Origin of the sequence: Paenibacillus sp. L3-i20, from assembly GCF_022180385.2 — a bacterium.
GTDB lineage: Bacteria > Bacillota > Bacilli > Paenibacillales > Paenibacillaceae > Pristimantibacillus.
On the sequence record NZ_BQME02000002.1, the window covers coordinates 105959 to 123216 of the forward strand.

General features: G+C 41.6%; 14 protein-coding genes and 2 pseudogenes. 9 read left to right on the forward strand and 7 right to left on the reverse strand.

Annotation, left to right across the window (positions count from 1 at the left end; translation table 11 throughout):
* Positions 1–160: 160 nt before the first annotated feature.
* Together MFF31_RS13690 and MFF31_RS13695 are read left to right on the forward strand one after the other, a co-directional pair.
* Positions 161–1618 (forward strand): NAD(P)/FAD-dependent oxidoreductase, encoded by a 1458-nt coding sequence (locus MFF31_RS13690; protein WP_238188686.1) that lies wholly within the window; start codon positions 161–163, stop codon positions 1616–1618.
* A gap of 43 nt (positions 1619–1661) precedes the next feature.
* On the forward strand, positions 1662–2264 hold the full coding sequence (locus MFF31_RS13695; RefSeq protein WP_238188687.1) for a TetR/AcrR family transcriptional regulator: 603 nt from the start codon (positions 1662–1664) through the stop codon (positions 2262–2264).
* 488 nt (positions 2265–2752) lie between these two features.
* Here MFF31_RS13695 and MFF31_RS13700 read toward each other — a convergent pair.
* Positions 2753–2845: pseudogene (locus MFF31_RS13700) on the reverse strand (IS3 family transposase); the annotation flags it as partial.
* Between the two features lie 261 nt (positions 2846–3106).
* Here MFF31_RS13700 and MFF31_RS13705 point away from each other — a divergent pair.
* Positions 3107–3865: a divergent polysaccharide deacetylase family protein gene (locus tag MFF31_RS13705; protein WP_238192026.1), complete on the forward strand. Its 759-nt coding sequence runs from the start codon at positions 3107–3109 to the stop codon at positions 3863–3865.
* Here MFF31_RS13705 and MFF31_RS13710 read toward each other — a convergent pair.
* Positions 3830–4546, reverse strand: a complete 717-nt coding sequence (locus MFF31_RS13710; protein WP_238188688.1) for an N-acetylmuramoyl-L-alanine amidase family protein — start codon at positions 4544–4546, stop codon at positions 3830–3832. The two genes, MFF31_RS13705 and MFF31_RS13710, sit on opposite strands and share 36 nt — an antisense overlap.
* A gap of 150 nt (positions 4547–4696) precedes the next feature.
* Here MFF31_RS13710 and MFF31_RS13715 point away from each other — a divergent pair, with 150 nt between their 5' ends.
* Positions 4697–4891, forward strand: coding sequence for a YqzE family protein (locus MFF31_RS13715; protein ID WP_238188689.1), 195 nt, complete (start codon positions 4697–4699; stop codon positions 4889–4891).
* Here the strand turns inward: MFF31_RS13715 and MFF31_RS13720 are convergent.
* The 3 genes from MFF31_RS13720 to MFF31_RS13730 all read right to left on the reverse strand — a co-directional run bounded on the left by MFF31_RS13720 (position 4882) and on the right by MFF31_RS13730 (position 8664).
* Entirely contained in the window at positions 4882–5781 is a 900-nt protein-coding gene (locus MFF31_RS13720; RefSeq protein ID WP_238188690.1) for a hypothetical protein, read from the reverse strand. The two genes, MFF31_RS13715 and MFF31_RS13720, sit on opposite strands and share 10 nt — an antisense overlap.
* A gap of 124 nt (positions 5782–5905) precedes the next feature.
* Positions 5906–6847, reverse strand: coding sequence for a YqhG family protein (locus MFF31_RS13725; protein ID WP_238188691.1), 942 nt, complete (start codon positions 6845–6847; stop codon positions 5906–5908).
* Positions 6844–8664: a DEAD/DEAH box helicase gene (locus tag MFF31_RS13730; RefSeq protein WP_238188692.1), complete on the reverse strand. Its 1821-nt coding sequence runs from the start codon at positions 8662–8664 to the stop codon at positions 6844–6846. The genes MFF31_RS13725 and MFF31_RS13730 overlap by 4 nt, the downstream gene beginning before the upstream one ends.
* A gap of 188 nt (positions 8665–8852) precedes the next feature.
* On the opposite strand from MFF31_RS13730, the gene MFF31_RS13735 reads away from it, so the two are divergent.
* The 3 genes from MFF31_RS13735 (at position 8853) to ahpF (ending at position 13970) form a co-directional block, all read left to right on the forward strand.
* Positions 8853–11600, forward strand: a complete 2748-nt coding sequence (locus MFF31_RS13735; RefSeq protein ID WP_238188693.1) for an adenosylcobalamin-dependent ribonucleoside-diphosphate reductase — start codon at positions 8853–8855, stop codon at positions 11598–11600.
* A 266-nt stretch (positions 11601–11866) separates the two neighbouring features.
* Positions 11867–12430: an alkyl hydroperoxide reductase subunit C gene (ahpC, locus tag MFF31_RS13740; protein ID WP_238188694.1), complete on the forward strand. Its 564-nt coding sequence runs from the start codon at positions 11867–11869 to the stop codon at positions 12428–12430.
* Positions 12431–12440: 10 nt separating this feature from the next.
* Complete coding sequence (gene ahpF / locus MFF31_RS13745; RefSeq protein ID WP_238188695.1) at positions 12441–13970, forward strand: alkyl hydroperoxide reductase subunit F; 1530 nt, start codon at positions 12441–12443, stop codon at positions 13968–13970.
* Positions 13971–14082: 112 nt separating this feature from the next.
* Here the strand turns inward: ahpF and MFF31_RS13750 are convergent.
* Positions 14083–14199: pseudogene (locus tag MFF31_RS13750) on the reverse strand (VOC family protein); the annotation flags it as partial.
* Positions 14200–14521: 322 nt separating this feature from the next.
* On the opposite strand from MFF31_RS13750, the gene MFF31_RS13755 reads away from it, so the two are divergent.
* Entirely contained in the window at positions 14522–14830 is a 309-nt protein-coding gene (locus MFF31_RS13755) for a hypothetical protein (protein WP_238188696.1), read from the forward strand.
* A gap of 148 nt (positions 14831–14978) precedes the next feature.
* On the opposite strand, the gene MFF31_RS13760 is transcribed toward MFF31_RS13755, so the two are convergent.
* Complete coding sequence (locus tag MFF31_RS13760; RefSeq protein WP_238188697.1) at positions 14979–16328, reverse strand: lytic polysaccharide monooxygenase; 1350 nt, start codon at positions 16326–16328, stop codon at positions 14979–14981.
* 347 nt (positions 16329–16675) lie between these two features.
* On the opposite strand from MFF31_RS13760, the gene MFF31_RS13765 reads away from it, so the two are divergent.
* Positions 16676–17008, forward strand: coding sequence for a hypothetical protein (locus MFF31_RS13765; protein WP_248565486.1), 333 nt, complete (start codon positions 16676–16678; stop codon positions 17006–17008).
* Positions 17009–17258: the final 250 nt, after the last annotated feature.

The window sequence follows — 17258 nt, forward strand, 5'->3', positions numbered from 1 at the left end:
ACTTACCAAAGGAGACTCTTCTATGCACAGTTTACTTGAGTAAAGACCAAACTACAATACCCTTAAGGTCAATAAAATATGCCATTGACAAGTGGTAGAATTTAGTATAAATTCAAATAGTAATATGACTGACCCGGTCGGTCATTAATAAAAGGGGGAGATGAACATTTCTACTAATCAGAGCTTGCGCAAGGCAGTTATTATTGGAGGCAGTATGGCAGGATTATTAACTGCAAGGGTAATTTCAGACTATTTCGAAGAAGTATTAATTATAGAAAAGGATAAACTTCCGAGTGGCCCCAATTATCGAAGTGGTGTTCCACAAGCTTTTCACCCCCATCGTGTGTTGCCGCGTGGGAAAATAATTTTTGAACAATTGTTTCCTGGTTACACGGATGATTTGCTTGCTCAGGGAGCTTTTTTGCGCGAGAACAAAGGAATAAAGTTGCATTTTCCTTACGGTAGTTTAGAAGTTCCTGATGAGAGGGATGCGGGATGTAGTCGAGCATTACTGGAGTGGGTTATTCGTAGCCGTGTTGAGCAGATTCCAAATGTTCGATTTATTACTAACCATGAAGTGATAGGTTTGGCAGCTGCTGCTGATGAGAGAATCATTACTGGTATCCATATTCGGGATAGAGGAGATTTAGGGAGTGAACAGCAAACTACGCTTATCGCCGATATGGTTATTGATACTAGCGGACGTTCCTCCAAGCTGGGTCAATGGTTACAAAATATTGGCTATGAGCTACCAGAGCAAGAACGACTTAAGGTATCACTCGGATACAGTACCCGCCATTATAAAATTCCGGAGAATATAGAAAGCAAATGGAGTACAATTCTTATTGAGGGTGAACAAAACAAAGGAAAAGGATCGGGTGTATTTGCACCGATTGAAAATAATGTTGCCGAGGTTGCACTGTTACGTATTGGAGGAGATTCCTATCCAACAACGAATAGTTCAGAGTATGAACAAGAGGTTGACAACCTTTGGGACTCATCAATCGCAGAGGTGTTACGTGATCTAGAGCCAAGTGGAGCACCCCGTGGTTTCCGTGTGTCTGAATGTATTCGCAATCACTTTGAACAAATGACAAATTGGCCATCAGGTCTGTTAGTTTTGGGAGATGCCTTGTGCAATTTTGATCCTGTTTATGGTCAAGGCATGACAGTGGCTGCTATGGAAGCTGAACAATTAGCTGTTTGTTTACAAGAGCAACGTAATCATCCTCAGGATAACTTTGAGCGACAAGTACTCGTGGAGTTGCAAAGAGTAGTGGAACCAGCTTGGTGGTTAATAACGGTTTCTGATCTGCGTTTCAGTGGGGTAGAGTATACGGGTCCGTTTTCAACAAAAGGGATTGCGTTTGCCCAACAATATTTTGATTTATATTTAAAACAAACAATCGGGCAAAGTAATATGGAGTTGTTTGAAAAATATATGATGATGACAGGGTTGCTTACTTCACCAAGAGAGATCATCAATCCGGAAATGATTGCTGCGATTATTGTAGGTGATACTTCTCAAGAAGGTATTCAATTTAAAGCTAAATGGCTTGGGGACAATGGAGAAATAACGGAGTCCTTTTTGCATGAAATAATTCCAACATTTACTTAAAGTGCGTTACTTACATCGAGATCATAAATTAGGGGGAGCAACGTTGGCAAGGTTTAATGAAGAGCAATTGCATCAAGTACGTGATGAGCGCAGAGCGCAAATCATGAATGCGGGGCTAAAGGTTTTTGCTAGAAAAGGTATCGTCGGTACGAAAATGAGCATGATTTCAGAAGAAGCGGGAATTAGCAAAGGATTGCTTTATCTTTATTTCAAATCGAAGGATGAGCTTTTCATTAGTATTGTCAAAGAAGCGATGGAGAGTGCAATAATTGTAATGGAGGGGTTGTCCAGATTATCTGGATCACCCCTTGATAAAATTAGAGAAATGACAAGCGCTATATTCAATGAGAGCGATAAAAACTACTTTAGGCTAATTCAACATGCTTATACGTCCGATGAAGTGCCTGATCATGTGAAAACATTATTAGATCAATATTCACTGGTCACATTCGTTGACACACTAATGCCTGTATTCGTTGAAGGGCAACAAGCAGGACAACTAATAGAAGAAGATCCTCGAAAGTTAATCTCAAGTTATCTTTTGGTACTCCAAGGGTTAATGATGATTGATATTGATGAATATAACGTATATGGCTTATCGGAAGTTGATATATTGATGCGAGTAATAAGTCGGACTGATCTCTGACTAATGATTTTCTTAAGAAATATCTATTTGAAAAGCGCAAAGTCTAGTTCCAGATTAACACTCTGAAGGATGGCTCTGTTGCATAAAATAAATATTTTTAAATGTTACTTATAGTCAACAGACTAATGCAATATTAGGAGATATTCTATAATTACGAAATATCATTACATGCTTATTAATATTACAAAAGGAGGTGTTATTTTGGCAAATAGACCTTGTAGTAACGGTTCTTATTGTACATCTACTCCATGCTACAATGCAGGAAATCCTGGGAAATATGCGGTTTCTTTTTATTACTCTGGCACAGATTGTTCGACGTTAACAGAAAACCATATTTGCATTTGCTAGCACTAGCGTTGCATAAACATTGCGAAAAAAAGTTTAGAATTTCTATATAATTGTATTTAATCCAGAAATCAAAATGGTTGAGCACCGCTTAAGTGAAGTAACCCCAAATAGTTAGACAGGTTATTTTATTAGGATATTTTCTAGGAATGAGTCCGGTACAGTACCGGATTCATTCCTTTTAATTTTGCCTTTATGCGCTTGTGATTGTAATAATCGATATATGTTGTTAATTCCTGCTGAATACCCTTTATAATGCTTTATTTGGGTTAACAATTCATCCAATCCACATCCGTCATAATCCTGCTAATTATGGGGGATATTAACGAATAGTGAGTAGCATAATCCCGTTTGGTCACGGACAGAAGGGACATTTCAACAGAGAACGGAGCACGGATTGGATGAAGCTGTTTTGTAAAAGAAAAATGAACAAGTGGAATGTTAGAACACTATGTTATGCAATCCTTTGTGTTAGTTGTATTACGACATCGTTCAGTATGAGCCAGCAGATATTTGCTGCAAAGGTGGATGACACTGCAAGGAGTGGCACTTCGCGTACTCTCGCTATCGTAATTGACGATTTCGGCAATGGAATGACAGGTACAGAAGAGATGCTGAAGCTGCCAATCAAATTTACTGTCGCTGTCATGCCATTTATGCCAACTACAAAGCATGATGCTGAAGCGGCATATAAACTTGGACATGATGTCATCGTTCATATGCCCATGGAGCCCAACAAAGGTTTAAAATCTTGGTTAGGTCCAGGAGCAATTACGGCGGATCTAAGTAATGCAGAGATTAGAAAAAGGGTAGAGGACGCCATTGATGATGTTCCTCATGCAATCGGAATGAACAATCATATGGGCTCCAAAATTACAGCAGACGAAAGAATTATGCGAATCGTACTTACTGTGTGCAAGGAGCGGGGCATGTTTTATTTAGATAGCAAAACAACGCCAAAAACAGTCGTTCCAAAAATTGCACAAGAACTAGGAGTGCCTACTCTTGGAAACAATGTTTTTTTGGATGATGTTTATACGGAACAACATATCTCGAAGCAATTTAATCTGGTCAGAAAACATTTAGAAACTCATGATAGCTGTGTTACTATTGGTCACGTTGGGCCACCAGGGAAAAAGACAGCATCGGTGTTATTGCAATCCATTCCAGAAATGCGGTCGGTAGCCCACTTCGTTAAATTGTCTGATTTAGTTCGTTCTTCAATGATTGATCCATTTATATTGCCGAATCCCTGATGCTATGGCTTTTGCAATGTCTAATTGGCGACGAGAATCGGATAACATGGTTCTATCTTCTACATTAGTAATAAAGCCCATTTCCACGATGACAGAAGGCTGCTCTACACGTCTTAACAAATAGAACGGGTTTCCAGGTTTGGGAAGAGCAGTTGTAGACTGTTGGCGATTTAAAGCATCTTGTATGCAAAATGCCAGCAATGCACTTTCACCAGACTCTTGATGCAATACAAGCGGACCTCTTCTTGATTTGTTTTTGGCTGCATTGACATGAAGACTAACGAGCAGCTCGCTCTCAATTTCTTCGGTGAGCTGCCTTCTCTGTGACAGATCTTTACGATGTCTAGACTTTGAAAGATGCCAACGGTTATCATCACTTAATGCATAGTCGTCCGTTCGATTCATAATAGCTGGAATGCCTTGGCTACTTAGCAGCACATACAACTTACCTGCAATGGCAAGGTTAATATCTTTTTCGAGTAAATCCCCATGAGAGGCCCCGCCATCAATACCGCCATGACCAACATCGATAATGACTGTCGTATGAGGAAGCGCCCAATTTTGATCATCATCCCTAGGTGATTCCGCTGTTCCAGCGATACGATCTGCCTGTACAGACGATGCCGCAGTTAATCCAAGTACACACATACAAATGCAGCATAAGATCCATTTTTGAAACATATGTTCAGCCCTTTCGCCTGTTGTTACAACTTGCTTCAGAGTTCTTCATCTTTCTTTAGCGTGGCTGTTCTGAGGAAAACTCATACATGATTATGTGCCAAAAGAAAGGGGCATGCTTTAGGTAAGAGAAAAAGGTGGAGGGTGATTCAAATGGCTGGAGGAAATGATTTGGTGAAATATATGACGGAGCAACTTGTACAATATATGGAGACACCTGCTGACGAACGTAAGCAAGCAAAAAGGTCAGCCAAAGCGGCAAGGGAGCCATGGCTGACGCGTTGGTTTGGATGGGGGCCTGTAAGCTTTATATTGTGGTGGAGAGGTCGAGATCAGCGTCAACGATAGAAGCTGCCCAATTCTGTTAATAGTGCAATGGGAATATAACGGCGATCTACGCTATCCTCGTCAGTGTCGAGAGCAACGAATAGTTCGCCGTTTTCCCACTGATCATAACCAACAACAGACCAAACAGAACGATAATTATTTTCATCTACTTCATATGTGTAACGCAGCTGTTCCTTCTTTTTGACGGCAGTTAAAATAGAAGTAAAATCATTGTCTTTTATAGCAATCGGCTGCTTGCTAATCCAGGGCATTCTTCCATAAGGGTCGAATGAGGAGATGGTTCTATGTTGAATTAATTTGGCATGGGTTGAATTCAATCCATGTCTATTCGAATTTTTTTGGGTAGTCGCAGACTTGTCCCATTTATCCTCATCAAAAGGGAAATACTCCCCTGAGTTAGCATCCGTGTAATGGGTTGCTTTTTTGGACGTTATTCGCCATGCCGCTTGTAGAGGATGTACGTAAACCATTTCGGTTTGACTTGGTTTATTTATAAGTTCAAGCTGCAACAAAGAGAGCTGCAGCGATTGTTCATTAAATAAAGGGTATTCCCCAGTTCCATATTCTCCTAGTTCAAGACCTCCTTCTTCCGTCGCATTAACGACCAAATAACCGAGAATCTTTTTATTTTTCGTAAGCAACACTAGCCAGCTGTGAGTTCCAGGTCCGAGGGGTGTGATGTTAAGTTCTGCCGATTTCCAATCGGAGTATTGCACCTTGGACGCTAGTTCGCTCACCCAAGTCTGGGCTTGCTGCTCAATTTTTGATTCATTAGATACATTGTTCTCTGGCTCTGAAAGTGCAAAAACTGAAACGACATTTGAACTAGCAGCCAATAGTATAGCAGCGAATAGCGCTATAGTAGTGCGTTTTATCCATCTTTTTCGCAAATGGTATCACCTCACTTACATTGTAGTGGATAGGTTCTAAGAAGACTGTTACAACCTGTCGGCATAACGGAGTCGTAATTGCACCTTTTTTTGCCGTAAAGATGCGATTCCCGTCAAATGGTATTCAATCAATGCCTTCCAGATGGAAAATGCCGCAGTTAATGGCGGAAGCCGTCACTCGCGGCTCGTATTGCCAGCGGATTTCGGCTTGGCGTTGCTCGTATTGCTCCGCAATACGTGGTTTGTTCTCTTCTAAAGCATGTTCCAATAGTGGAGCATAATACGTGTCTATCCGATCCATTTCTTCCTGTAGACGTTTGGTCGCATCTACAGCCCAATTGTAATCATACGTTTTTAATTTCCGATCTAATGTTTGCTCGACAATTAGCATCGCCTTATTAAAGGAAATTCCCGTTTTCGCTACATGAATGTTGGCTGGAAGTCTAGGTGTCAGCTTCGTAGTCATTAATCGATCGTGAAAATTGTCAACACAGTGACCCGTCACAAGTGAAACGCCAAAGCTGTGAATTTCTTCTCGTTTCCGATCACAAGCGAATTCGATACGCATATTGACCCCTAACCATGCTGTATACGGTGTAGATTGGAATGGATTACTTCCGCGTTTATCAGGTTCTTGAAATAAATAAACAAAGCTGCCTTTAGATTTTGCTGCACCGAATAGCTGATCTAGTTTACGTGAACCAAAGTATAAATCTTCCCGAGGAATTCTAACTGGCGCAATAATGTTGCTGTTAATAAAGCCGAACGATCTTGATAGGGCAGCATCAACCGCATTCGCGTTAGGATCTTTTGCTTCCTGTACACTTGCTTGCAACGTTTGTTGTGTATCGTACCGTTCCTTATCTGTTACGAATAGAAAGGTCATCGTCTCTGGTTCAGTTCCTACACGATCGACGAAGCTCCAGTAGTAAGGTCTATTTGTTAATTCGCGGTCTGCATTAGGTGACAGCTTAACAGTGAAGTGAGCAGGTGACTTCTCAATGATGGAGCATTCTGTTGCTTCTAGGTAGCGGTTTACAAATTTATGCACTTGCTTCTCGTTCATAGTTGTACCTCCACGGTATGTCCAAGTTGATCTGTCTTAATGAGTAGGTCAGGTCCATTAGTTAATGGGTTGATTGTAGATTTCACTTCTTCACGTACTTGGCTTAAGGAACTGCCTAATTGATTTAACTGCCTCTCAAGATCTTGTTCATTACCAGATTCAAGAAGGGCGCGTGCAAGTCGTTTTTCGATGGAATCGCCGCCTTCAAACCGTTCCAATATATGATCCAGTTCTCCAATGACGAGCTCAAAGAGATTGATTTTTTCATGCAAAAGACTGACAATATGTTCTTCAATCGTGCCCAGCGTGCATAAATTGTAGATACGGACATCCTCGGTTTGACCAAGCCTGTGTACACGGCCAATTCGCTGTTCTACTCGCATCGGGTTCCAAGGCAAATCAAAGTTGATCATATGGTGGCAGAACTGAAGATTGATGCCTTCACCTCCTGCTTCTGTTGCGATGAGCACCTGTGCACGGCCGCGGAACAGATCCATCATCCAATCTTTTTTACCGCGATTCATGCCACCTCGATAAGGAACTGCAATGATGTCTTGTGCTCGAAAAAATTGCATCAAATATTCTTGCGTCGCGCGGTATTCTGTAAATATGATGACTTTTTCGTTTACTTCTTTTACAATTTCCATTGCTTTTTCTGCTTTTGTATTCGCTTTGATACTTTTAATTTTCTCTACCAGACCCCAAATCTTTGGTCTTAGCGGAGAGTCTTCTTCTGTCTTCTTAAACAAATTGATGAGTGTTAGAAACACAGCATCTCTGCTGCTGCATACTTCCCGTTGTAACGTAACGAGGGACAACATGCTGCTCATGTCTCCTCCGCTTTCACTATATCGTTCCTTCACAAAGCTAGTTACTGCGTCATAAAGTGCTTTTTCATCGGTGGAAAGTGCCAAAGGAATATTTTTGACAAATCGTTTCGTAAAATGAATGCCGCCATCGCCGCGTCGATTTCGAATCATAACTGTAGATAGAGCTTCCTGCAGCTGATCCTCGTTTTTCGGTAGTCGCTTATCAACGACGAAGTTTGCTGCAAAGTCACTTTGCCCTCCAAGCTGACCTGGCTTTAACAAAGTAATGAGGTTATAAAGCTCATCGAGATCATTTTGAATAGGTGTTGCCGTAAGAAGTAGACAATATTTTTTACGCAGAAGGGTAGCAAACTGATAATTTGTCGTTTTTTTATTTTTTAGCTTATGGGCTTCATCAATAATGATGAGATCATAATCGGTCCCAAGTACGCGTTCCCGATGCGGTTCCCGCTTTGCTGTATCAATGGAAGCAACAACGACGTCATGACCCCATGTATGTTCTTTCTTTTGTGCGACAGCAGAAATGCCGAATTTGCTATTAAGCTCTCGCACCCATTGTAGAACAAGCGAAGCAGGAACGAGAATAAGAGCCCTTTTGACGAGCCCGCGCACCATATATTCTTTAAGGACTAAGCCTGCTTCAATTGTTTTGCCAAGTCCGACTTCATCTGCAAGAATAGCGCGACCGCCCATCTCATGCAGCACTTTACTTGCTGTACCAATCTGATGTGGCATCGGTACAATTGATGGTAACGTGCGAAGACATTGCAGTTCTTCAAAGCTATCTACACGCTTCGCCTGCTCTGCTTCTATAGCAAGCTGATAGAGAGTCCAATCATCCCATGGACCATTTCTAGTTAATCGACTCTGTAATTCATCAAACCATGAGCGATCTAATTGCAAATCCACATGAGAATGCAATTTGCGCTTCGTAATGGATGAACTGCTCTCAGCAGAGGCAGATTGCGGTGAACCATCAAATGTCATAAAAGAGCGCTCCTTTTTGAAAACGAGGGATAAGTTGTCATTAGTATTGCCTTGTTGAGCAATATTAATAAGATGTAGCTTTTATCACAGCATAAATCAATATATGGTATGTTATAATATTTCGAGCAACAATATATTGATATTAATAAGTTTGATCAGATGGTTACAAAGCGGGAAAGCTTCAATTCATGGACCTATTTTTGGAGGAGTTGATCGGATTGCGGAGACTGGAAGGATTAAGCGAAAAAATATTTTTGGACCGATATGCTAGAAAACATGTGGACGCAACTAAGGTGAAATCGGGGGATACTGTACTTGTACTTATGAAGGACGATGCTAAATTTCCCGTCAAAGAGGTTGGAGTAGTTGTAGAGAGGAAGCAGGATGAGGTTGAAGTTCGTCTTCATAATGGAGAAACGATTTCTACAAGTATTCAGAAGTTGATGCACCCTATCGAGCGCCATCCCGAAGAGATGTGGGATCGTTTAGCGACAGCTATAGCTTCGGTAGAACCTACTTTGGCTAAGACGGCGCAGTGGGAGAGAAAGTTTAGATATATTTTGGATGATTGGAAGCTTGTACCTGGTGGAAGGATTATGGCAGGGGCGGGTGCAAGTGAAGAGCTGACCTTATTTAACTGTTACGTCGTACCATCGCCAGTAGACAGCAGGGGCGGCATCATGAAGACGTTATCTGATATGACGGAAATTATGGCAAGAGGCGGGGGAGTTGGCATCAATATTTCGTCACTTCGTCCTCGCAGAGCTAATGTTGTAGGTGTAAATGGATCTTCAAGCGGAGCAGTATCTTGGGGTGGACTGTTCAGCTACACGACAGGTCTTATTGAACAAGGTGGCAGCAGGCGCGGAGCGTTAATGCTCATGATGAACGATTGGCATCCCGACATTATGGATTTTATTACAGTGAAGCAAAAGAACGGTGAAGTGACTAATGCAAATTTGTCCGTATGTGTAAGTGATGCCTTTATGGAGGCAGTGAAGCGGGACGGGGATTGGGAGCTCGTATTCCCTGATACGAAAGAGCAGGGGTATGACGATATTTGGACTGGAGATCTCGAAGCGTGGAAACGGTTAGGTAAAAGGGTCATCACGTACGGAAAGGTTCGGGCAAGGGACATATGGCAAAACATCATCGAGTCAGCATGGAAGTCCGCCGAACCGGGCGTTGTGTTCATGGAACGTTACAATAAGTTGTCAAATAGCTGGTATTTCAATCCGATTGTATCTACTAATCCATGTGGAGAGCAAGGCTTGCCAGGGTGGGGAGTATGTAACTTGTCGGCAATTAATTTGTCAAAATTTCACGATGCTTCTAAGAAGGATGTTGATTGGGAAGAGCTAGGCAAAGTAACACGCTGGTCAGTTAGATTTCTTGACAATGTCATTGATAAGACACCATACCACTTCGCAGAAAATGAAGCTAATCAGAAGAATGAGCGCCGAATCGGACTTGGTACGATGGGCCTTGCCGAGCTAATGATTAAGCTTGGGATTCGGTATGGAAGCCAAGAGTCATTATCCTTCCTGGATAAGTTATATGGATTTATCGCTAAAGAGGCTTATCTGGCTTCGGCTCAAATTGCGTCTGAAAAGGGTTCATTTCCCGCTTTTGACAACGAGAAGTATGTGCAAAGTGGATTCATGGAAAGTTTGCTAAGCGCATATCCTGAAATTGGTAAGCAGATTAACAAGCAGGGGATACGTAATGTAACTGTCCTTACACAAGCCCCTACGGGAAGTACAGGTACGATGGTTGGAACGTCAACGGGCATTGAGCCCTATTTCGCTTTTGAATATTTCCGTCAGAGCAGATTGGGCTTCGATAAACAGCTCGTTCCGATCGCTCAGAAGTGGAAGGATGAACATCCAGGTGAAGAACTCCCCGATTATTTCGTAGCTGCTATGGGGCTATCGGCGGAAGATCATATTCGCACACAAGCCGCTATTCAGCGCTGGGTCGACAGTTCAATCTCGAAAACCGCTAATTGTCCGGCAGACTTTACTATAGAAGAAACAAGACAATTGTATGAACTTGCTTACGAGTTGGGCTGCAAAGGGGTAACTATTTATCGTGACGGAAGTCGTGATGTGCAGGTACTGTCAACGGGGTCAGAGGAGAAGAAGTCTGATTCTGATCAACAAGGAAATGACATCTTATTGGAAGATGGATCAGCAGAGGAAGCATCGATAGAGCAGGCATCAATAGAGCAGGCATCAATAGAGCAAGCGTCAATGGAGGAAGTTTCAGTACCCTCACTGATATCAGTAATCTCGGATAGTAGTGGATTCTCATTAGATAAACAATACAAACGGAGACCAAATGTTCTTCGAGGGGCTACCTATAGATTAAATACACCTTTTGGCATGGCGTATATTACGATCAATGATTTGAATGGTACGCCAGCCGAAGTTTTTCTTAATGTTGGAAAAGCGGGCTCAGATGTATTTGCTATGGCAGAGGCGCTTGGGCGTGTATGCTCACTATTTCTCCGTTATGGTGAACATGGTAACAAAGTTCAGCTACTTATTAAGCATCTCAAAGGAATTGGAGGTTCAGGTGCGACGGGATTTGGTGCAAACCGCGTTGACTCTATAGCAGATGCGGTTGCGAAAGCGCTGGAGCTGCATAAGGAAAATGGAGAAGGCTTGGGGACAGAAGGGGCAACACATCGCAAATCTGAATCAGAACCTGAGCAAATAGAGTTACAACTCATGTCTAAGGATTCGTATCAACTAAGCGAAGAACAAGCTGCATCAATTAAAGTTTCATTAGTTCAATCAGACAAAGAGCAAGCTGCTGGTTTTTCCTCGCTAGAGACTGAACGGGATCTTTGTCCAGCCTGCGGCTCAGCCTCGCTTGTTAACATGGAGGGCTGCAAGCAATGCATCGGTTGTGGGTTTAGTAAGTGTACTTAATTACTTATGTGAATGAGCTTGTAGTGATATTTATTTGCTACAAGCTTTTTCTCTTTTACACAATGAATATTCTATTTCGGTAAACAGCATAATGAATATTGAGCCACACTGCTTGAACTCGTTCTTATTTTATAATAATTATAATTTAGCTTGACTTTCTGTTTGGATTCGTTGATAATAATTATCATAAAGAGTGTTCAGGACGAGCTATTGCAGGTTCTGAAATTGCTCTAAAACTAAAATTCAACTAAGAGGAGATATAAACTATGTCACTTATCGGAACAGAAGTACTACCATTTAAAGCATCAGCATTTCACAACGGTCAATTCATCGAAGTATCGGAAGAAAACTTCAAAGGTAAATGGAGTGTAGTTTGTTTCTACCCAGCTGACTTTACATTCGTTTGCCCGACTGAACTAGAAGATTTGCAAAACCAATACGAAACGTTGAAACAACTTGGTGTTGAAGTTTACTCCGTATCGACAGACACTCATTTCACTCATAAAGCATGGCATGCAAGCTCCACTGCAATCGGAAAAGTAACATACATCATGATCGGGGATCCATCACATGTTATCTCCCGTAACTTCGATGTACTAATCGAATCCGAAGGTCTTGCTGATCGTGGTACGTTCATCATCGATCCAGACGGTGTTATTCAAACAGTTGAGATTACTGCTGGCGGCATTGGCCGTGATGCAAGTGCTCTTGTTAATAAGATCAAAGCAGCACAATATGTGCGTACGAACCCAGGTGAAGTTTGCCCGGCGAAATGGTCAGAGGGTGGACAAACTCTTAAGCCAAGCCTTGATCTTGTAGGCAAGATTTAAGGAGCCTATTATGACACTGGACCAGGACATTAAAAATCAATTAGTTCAGTATCTTGAGCTGCTGGAAGGCGATATTGTGCTGAAAGTTAGCGCAGGCGCTGATGAAGCTTCACAAGAAATGCTTGCACTAGTTGATGAAATTTCCAGCATGTCCTCACGGATAACGTTGGAAAAGACACAGTTGCCTAGAACACCAAGTTTCAGCGTTAATCGTGTAGGTGAAGATACCGGTGTAACTTTTGCTGGTACTCCACTTGGTCATGAATTTACTTCATTAGTATTGGCCCTGTTGCAGGTTAGCGGAAGAGCTCCTAAAGTTGAGCAAAGTGTAATCGATCAAATTAAGAGTATCCGTGGCGAGTATAAGTTTGAAACTTATATTAGCTTAAGCTGTCACAATTGTCCTGATGTTGTACAAGCTTTGAACCTAATGAGCATTTTCAATCCTGGTATTTCTCATACGATGATTGATGGCGCAGCGTTCAAAGAAGAGGTAGAGAGCAAGGACATCATGTCTGTGCCAAGCGTTTATCTCAACGGTGAATTTTTCGACAGCGGTCGTATGACTGTTGAAGAAATTCTTGCTAAGATCGGTAGCGGTCCTGACGCATCAGAGTTTGATAACAAGGATCCTTATGATGTACTTGTCGTTGGCGGCGGCCCAGCGGGTGCAACTGCAGCAATTTATGCTGCACGTAAAGGCATTCGTACAGGTATTGTTGCTGATCGCTTCGGTGGTCAAGTCAATGATACGGTGGGAATTGAGAACTTTATTAGTGTTAAGTACACGGAAGGTCCTCAGCTCGTAGCTAATATTGAACAACAAGTGAAAGAGTACGACATTGATGTTATGAAAATGCAACGTGCTCTTCGTTTGGAGAAGAAGGATCTTATCGAAGTTGAACTCGAAAACGGTGCTGTCCTGAAAAGTAAAACAGTAATCGTATCAGCAGGTGCTCGCTGGCGTAATATGGGCGTACCTGGTGAAGCAGAGTTCAAAAACAAAGGGGTAGCTTATTGCCCGCATTGTGATGGTCCTTTGTTCATAGGAAAAGATGTTGCGGTTGTTGGCGGCGGTAACTCCGGTGTCGAAGCTGCAATTGATCTTGCAGGTATCGTTAAGCATGTAACGGTTCTTGAGTTTGCTTCTGAACTTAAAGCTGATGCAGTTTTGCAAAAGCGTCTTTACAGCTTGCCTAACGTGACTGTTCTGAAAAACGTTCAAACTAAAGAAATTACGGGTACTGATAAAGTGAACGGGATTTCCTACATTGATCGTGAAACAGAAGAAGTTAAACATGTTGAATTGCAAGGTGTGTTTGTACAAATCGGTCTTGTTCCAAATACGGACTGGTTGGGTGAGACGGTTGAACGGACTCGCATGGGTGAGGTCGTTGTAAACAGTCATGGTGCTACAAACGTTCCGGGAGTATTTGCTGCCGGAGATTGTACAAATAGCCCGTATAAACAAATCATCATTTCAATGGGATCTGGTGCTACAGCAGCTCTAGGTGCTTTCGATTATCTGATCCGCAATTAATGTATATTGTATTTTAATATAAATGGCTAAATACCTCATGGTAGATAAGCGAACAGTTGCCCTCACTTCTAGCGAAGTGGGGGTTTTTGTTATTGTGTATGAATGATCAATTGCTGTTATTGTTACCCTTTACCAATAGTTTTGCATCAAACACATGCTTGTAGAAAGCAATTGATTGATCTAAGTCTGTTACCGAAAATAATAAATGATTAAGCCCTTTGATTGACATAACAATGCCTCGCTCTCTATAGATCTAAAAAATTCCAAAAAATCGATCGACATGTTTCAATGATCATGAGTAATTGGTTACGAAATGAGGAAAATATTTATAGCAGTTATTCTACTCTACAATTATAGTCTTAATTAATCGGGAATGTATCGAAAATGAGAGGCAGTACGAATTATCGGAACGAAGGGAGAAGGACAACCATTTGCGGAAAAATAGTAGTCGTTATTGTTAAGACTTATTTCTGAGCTCCGAAGGGTTGGAAGTTAGTTAACTGTAGTGTAAAATGGCAGGTAGTTAGAAGAGTTAATATTGGAGGATTACAATGAGTCAACGTTATCGTATCACTAGATCATTACAGGAAAATGACAATACTGAGCGTACCATTTCGTTAGAAGAGTGCAAGCTTTATTTCGAGTCCAAACCTGATTTTTGTTATTCATCGGTATTTACGGTGAAAGGTGCTACTACGATGTCCATTGATGGAGATTTTTTTATGTGGAGTTATGGTGAAGTTAAAATCCCATTCAGACATTATCAAGGTGACATATACGTTTCAGGTACTAACGATGCAGTAGTTCCTATCATGCTTGAGATTGCGGGCGAACTAGAAGCGGATGTCATACAAGAGTAATTCGCAATATTTGTGTGGAAATAATCATTCGAGTACCGATAAACTTGAGCTGCATATCTCTAAAAGATTTAATAAAAGCAAGCCCATGTGACAACTTGTCTACATGGGCTTGCTTTTTTTCACCATACTACAGGAAGGACGGCTACCATTAAGGCTGTAACAACCAAAGTGCAGCAACCGCAGATGGGGTCCAGCCCGCCAAAGAAGTATGGGCTTGGCGGCAACTATAAACCGCACCATTATAAGATACTAATGTTCCTACTGTATATGCCGTGTTTGGAGCCCAGGCTGGTACAGTTGGCTGTGCTGTAGTTGTTCCTGAGATAGCATTGCTAGCAGGCGATTGATTGCCAGCAGCATCAAGAGCATAGACTGTGAATGAATACGTTGTACTAGGTGTTAAACCAGTGACCGTATAGGAAGTTAGTGATCCTGAAATAGTGGCTACTAGAGTGGAACCTTGATAGACCTTGTATTGTGTCACTGCGACATTGTCCACTGATGCTGTCCACATGAGCTGAAGGGAGTTCGAGGTTGGAGATCCCATAACATGCAAGCCGCTTGGGGCGGTTGGCGGGCTGATATCTATAATAGGAGGGGTTGTCGTAGCGTTCACAGTTGCGCTTGTATTAGAAATATTGCCAGCAGCATCGAGAGCAACAACATGATACGAATAAGACGTTGATGGGGTGAGACCTGTAGCTGTATACGACAGTGTAGAGCCAGAAACAGAAGCAACTAATGTGGACCCATTGTATATTCTGTATTGATTTACACCATACGCATCACTTGAAGCACCCCACGATAGTGATGCTGTAGTACTTGTTACTCCAGTAACTGTAAGCGAAGATGGAGCTGTCGGTGCAGTCGTATCATTGGATGATCCGAAGTTTACATCGATTACATTATAGAAGGCATTTGCTGTGTCAGCTATTTCCCATACTGCCAAAATGACTTGATATCCTGTTCTAGAAGGTACGTTACAAGTATCTGAATAGGTGAAAGGCGGCCGTGTTCCTCCATGATTAACTGAACAGAACGGTGTGAGTTCAAAGGAAGCACGAGTTAGCGCAGAATCAGGATTCCAGTTCTGCTTTGTAATATAATACTTCCAACTTGTCGTTGCATGAGCCGCAGTCAGTTTCCAGTTAAAAGTAACTTGACCACTAGAAATATTCACTTTTGTCCATCTTGTAGAAGATTGTTGATCCAGCAATGGGAAGGCGCCGTTCGCACTTGCTATTTTTCCATCAGCAGGACCAGCAGCGGGGAATCCCTTGGCAGCTTCTAGACTCTGCGGCTCATAAATAATTGCCCCACAGTTGGTGTTTTGCCCGAGCTTACAAAGATAAGCTCTACTAGAAGGGCCTTCTACATAGCCGTGAGCACTAGCCTTTTCAGAAAATAACAACGTACAGATAACAGCTAGTACCAATAAGCTACAGGTCGTGAACCACTTGAACAAGCTTGATCCGATAATACCCATTTCCTTCGTCATAAACTTTCCTCCTTTAATGGTTAAATTCGTACAAAGGCGTACAAAAGGTGCCACATGTTGGAGCCAATATCTCCTTTCCATCACATTTATATAAACGTAAGAAGCTACGCTCATATACAACCGAAATGATAGATTCGAGCTCGTGGTCAGTTTATTGATGAATATCCGTTTCCGTGTGGGTGTGAGCAACAATTGGATTATAGTGATTGGGAGCTATTGCTAGATTAACAGTTCGGTATACAAATTTATACCGGATGTGGGATGGGAAGAGGGCTTGGGATAATAGTGGGTAGTGGAATGAATATGTGCGTTAGCAACTGAATGGCAGCGCTTACAAACCTACTGAGGTGTGGGCTAATTATTTCATTGGTGAGATTGTTGATTATTTGAGAGGAAGTCTATTATTCGTAGATTTTGAGAATAGAGTATCATGTGTAATCATTAATGTAAAGCCCAAAGTAAAACTTTTTTTCACGTTTGTTTGGTTACAAGAAGTAAATAGTATTACGATTCAATCGTCTGTTCGCGATCTTGCGGATACAGCCTCCATCGAATCATCATGTGTAGCAGGAACAGCAGAAGAGCAACTTGCATCTATGGAGCAAATCTCTAAAGCCGCATCTGCTTTTAACGGCATAGTACAGGATTTATTAGATAACTTATCAAGGTTCAAAATTTAATCGTCTATTTCTTTTTTGATGAGCATATTTTTTTGCGAATTTTATACAATCAATGTAGATGATAAGATGTTGCTATTGTCTACAATTATTCATCTTTAATTATTATAAATACACTTTGATGTTGAGCTTATATTTTGCTGAAGTCTAGTTGACTCTAAATATGTCAGTGGCATTCCTTACGATGGAGAGAATTTGTTCTTGTGTAAAGGATACCGTTTTTCAAGAGATATTTCCCCTTACTTTGTAGAAT